The organism is Burkholderia sp. LMG 13014, from assembly GCF_905232215.1.
GTDB lineage: Bacteria > Pseudomonadota > Gammaproteobacteria > Burkholderiales > Burkholderiaceae > Burkholderia.
The window spans coordinates 1-3,931 of record NZ_CAJNKE010000544.1 but is presented as its reverse complement, the minus strand read 5'-3'; the positions used below and the strand labels follow the sequence as shown (position 1 = coordinate 3,931).

General features: G+C 65.7%; 4 protein-coding genes. All 4 read left to right on the top strand.

Going from position 1 to position 3,931, the window contains the following annotated elements:
* The coding region (locus JYJ84_RS30495) for a DHA2 family efflux MFS transporter permease subunit (protein WP_205189880.1) at positions 1-1,126 on the top strand (1,126 nt) is incomplete at its 5' end.
* Between the two features lie 175 nt (positions 1,127-1,301).
* Positions 1,302-1,631, top strand: coding sequence for a hypothetical protein (locus tag JYJ84_RS30490; protein WP_122947320.1), 330 nt, complete (start codon positions 1,302-1,304; stop codon positions 1,629-1,631).
* A gap of 257 nt (positions 1,632-1,888) precedes the next feature.
* Positions 1,889-2,224, top strand: coding sequence for a sugar ABC transporter ATPase (locus JYJ84_RS30485; RefSeq protein ID WP_122947321.1), 336 nt, complete (start codon positions 1,889-1,891; stop codon positions 2,222-2,224).
* 136 nt (positions 2,225-2,360) lie between these two features.
* Positions 2,361-3,931, top strand: a 1,571-nt coding sequence (locus tag JYJ84_RS30480; RefSeq protein ID WP_205189879.1) for an ABC transporter substrate-binding protein, incomplete at its 3' end; no start/stop codon positions are given.

Here is a 3,931-nt window from a genome sequence, read left to right as displayed (position 1 = left end):
GTGGTCGATGACCGCGCTCGTCGGGCCGATCGCGGGGCCGTCGCTCGGCGGCTGGATCACGTACGACTACAACTGGTCGTGGATCTTCTACATCAACATCCCGGTCGGCTTCTTCGCGGCGGCCGTCACGTGGATCGTGTTCCGCGACCGCGAATCGGCCACGAAACGCATGCCGATCGATACGGTCGGCCTGTTGCTGCTCGTGCTGTGGGTCGCATCGCTGCAGATCATGCTCGACAAGGGCAAGGATCTCGACTGGTTCAACTCGCCCGTCGTCGTCGCGCTCGGCGTCGTCGCGTTGATCGGCTTCGCGTTCTTCCTCGTGTGGGAGCTTTACGAAACCAACCCGATCGTCGACCTGCGCCTGTTCACGCAGCGCAATTTCGCGGGCGGCACGATCGCGATCTCGGTCGCGTACGGGATGTTCTTCGGCACGCTGGTGCTGCTGCCGCAGTGGATGCAGGGCTATCTCGGCTACCGCGCGGTCGACTCGGGGCTCGCCACCGCGCCGCTCGGCGTGTTCGCGATCCTGCTCACGCCGGTCATGGGTCGCCTGCTGCCGCGCACCGATCCGCGCTACATCGCGACGCTCGCGTTCGTCGGCTTCGCGGTCGTGTTCATGATGCGCACGACCTTCTATACCGACGTGTCGCGCTGGGATCTCATTTTGCCGACGCTGCTGCAGGGCGTCCCGATGGCGATGTTCTTCGTGCCGCTGACGTCGATCATCCTGTCCGGGCTGCCGCCGGAAAAAATCCCGGCCGCCGCCGGCCTGTCGAATTTCGGCCGCACGTTCTGCGGCGCGGTGGGCACGTCGCTGATCAGCAACGCATGGAACGACCGCACGATCCTGCATCACGTGCGGCTCACCGAACAGGCGAGCGTCACCAACCCGATCTTCGCGCAGCAGGTCGACACGACGCGTTCGCTGCTGCACCTGAGCCCCGATTCGGCGCTCGCGTTCTTCAACGCGTCGGTCGATTCGCAGGCGGCCGTGATGGGGTTGAACGACATCTTCTACGTATCGGCGATCATCTTCATCGCGATCATTCCGCTCATCTGGATCACGAAACCGTCGCGCTCGGGCGGCGGCGATGCCGATGCGGCGGCGGCCGGCGCGCATTGATCCACCTGCGCGACGGGCGGGCTCCGTGCCGCGCACGCCGGGGCCCGCGTCGCCACGCGCGGACGTAATAAAGACTTGCAATCGATACAGGCCGAAACGTCAACAGGTGGGGCCCGCTCCGCGTTTTTTCATCAAGCGCCCACGATCCGGACGCGCAACGACAGGAGAAAACACCATGCGAGCCCTTACCCGCCATCTCGCGATTGCCGCCACCCTGATGTCGGTGCTGACCGGCACCGCGTTCGCCGACACGCCGTGGCAACAAGCGCATCCGCGCCGCGAAGAGGTCAACCAGCGCCTCGCAAACCAGAATCGCCGGATCCATCACGAAGTGAAGGAAGGCGAGATGTCGCACGCACAGGCCGCGCGCCTGCACCGTGACGACCGCAAGATCCGCCAGGAAGAGCGGGACATGGCTGCGCAGGATCGCAGCCACATCACGAAGAGCGAAAAGCACGTGCTGAACCAGCAGGAAAATGCGGTCAGCCACCAGATCGGCCAATAAGATCGACACCACCGGCAAGTGCCCATTCGCCATCACCTGAAACGCCCGCTGCCGCCATGCGGTAGCGGGTGCTTGTTGTGTATCGAATCGTTTCAACGCGTCAACGCCGTCAAATGCTGCGGGTATACTCGACCGTCAGCCGCCTGTCGCATCGTCGTCCGTCATCAACGGCCCGATTCCGGGCGGTTTCGTCGCGAAGCTTCGCGTTTCGCCTCCCCCGCGCCCCAGCCTCGATACGAGACACACGACGCCCCATCATGAAACGATTCCTGCTGCTCCTTCCCGCCGCCCTGCTCGCCGCCTGCGGTTCCGCGCCCTCGTCCGACTCGGCCGCCTCGTCCGGCGCAGCGCCGATGATCTACGTGTCGTCGCAACGTCCGGCCTACGCGATCGCCAACTGCCTCGACAGCCGCCTGTCGGGCACCGAGCAATCGCAGCACAACGGCGTGACCGATATCGCCATCGGCTCGAACTCGTACTTCGTCACGCTGACGCCGTCGGGCAACGGTTCGGTCATCAAGGTCGTGCGCGGCTCGGGCAACGAGCCGGCCGAGGAAGCGATGCGCTTCGCGATCGCGCGCTGCGCGATCTGATCCGAACCTGCCGATGCCGGGTGCCAGCCCGGCTCGCTGCTGCGCGCCACCCCGCCGGCGCGCACGCCGAATATTTTCATCCGGGCGGCCGTCGATGAGAGAATCGCACCCACGATTCCCTTTCCACGGAGCCCGCATGAAGCACCTGCTGTCCCGCCTGTTCGTCAGCGCCGCGCTCGTCGCGCTTGTTCCGGCGCTGCCGGCACAGGCGGCCACGCCGCCCGGCATCTTCGTCGTCGCCACGCAGCTCGGCGAATTCACGACCCTCGACCCGAGCGGGATCTACGAGCTGGTGCCGTCCGAGTACGTTGCGAACACCTACGAACGCCTGGTGCGCGTCGACCTGAAGGATCCGACGCGCTTCGACGGGCAGATCGCGCAATCGTGGACGGTCGGCGCCGACGGCGTGACCTACACGTTCAAGCTGCGCCCCGGCCTCACGTTCCATTCCGGCAACCCGGTGACCGCCGACGACGTCGCGTGGTCGCTGCAGCGCACCATCCTGCTCGACAAGGGGCCGGCCGGCGTGCTCGCCGATCTCGGTCTCACGAAAGCGAACGTGACGCAGAAGGTGCGCGTGGTCGATCCGCAGACCGTCGTGCTCGAAACCGACCGCAAGTACGCACCGAGCTTCGTGCTCAACGTGCTGAGCGCGTGCCCGGCATCGGTCTTCGACAAGAAGCTGCTGCTGTCGCACCAGCAGGGCAACGATTTCGGCAGCGGCTGGCTCCGTACCAACGACGCGGGCTCGGGCCCGTACCAGCTCGTCAAGTGGACGCCCAACGAGAGCATCGTGCTGCAGCGTTTCGACAAGTACCGCACGCCGTACCCGATGAAGCGCATCGTGCTGCGTCACGTGCCCGAAGCGTCCGCGCAACGGCTGCTGCTGGAGAACGGCGACGCCGACGCCGCGCGCAACCTGAGCCCCGACAGCCTCGCCGCGCTGACGAAGGCCGGCAAGATCAAGGTCGCGTCGTGGCCGGTGTCCGCGCTGCTGTACCTGAGCCTGAACACGAAGAACCCGAACCTCGCGAAACCCGAGGTGCAGCAGGCGATGAAATGGCTCGTCGACTATGACGGCATCCAGCGCAACATCGTCAGCACGACCTACAAGGTGCATGAAACCTTCCTGCCCGAAGGCTTCCTCGGCGCGTCGAACGCGCGGCCGTACAAGCAGGACGTCGCGAAGGCGAAGGCACTGCTCGCGAAGGCCGGCTTGCCGAACGGCTTCGACGTGACGATGGACATGCCGAACGACTATCCGTACCTCGAGATCGCGCAGGCGCTGCAGGCGAACTTCGCGCAGGGCGGCATCCGCGTGAAGCTGATTCCGGGCGATGCGAAGCAGGCGATCGGCAAGTATCGCGCGCGCCAGCACGACATCTTCGTCGGCGAATGGTCGCCCGACTACATGGACCCGAACAGCAATGCGCGCGGCTTCGCGTGGAATCCGGACAACTCCGACCAGTCGCCGACGAAGATGCTCGCGTGGCGCAACAGCTGGGACATCCCGCAACTGACGAAGGACACCGAGGCCGCGCTCGTCGAGCCGTCGCCCGCGAAGCGCGCGCAGCGTTACGAAGCGCTGCAGAAGGCCGTACTCGCGAACTCGCCGTTCATCATCATGTTCGAGAAGGTCGTGCAGGTCGCGACGCGCCCCGGCGTGACCGGGCCGGAAATCGGGCCGATCAACGACCTCGTGTCGTA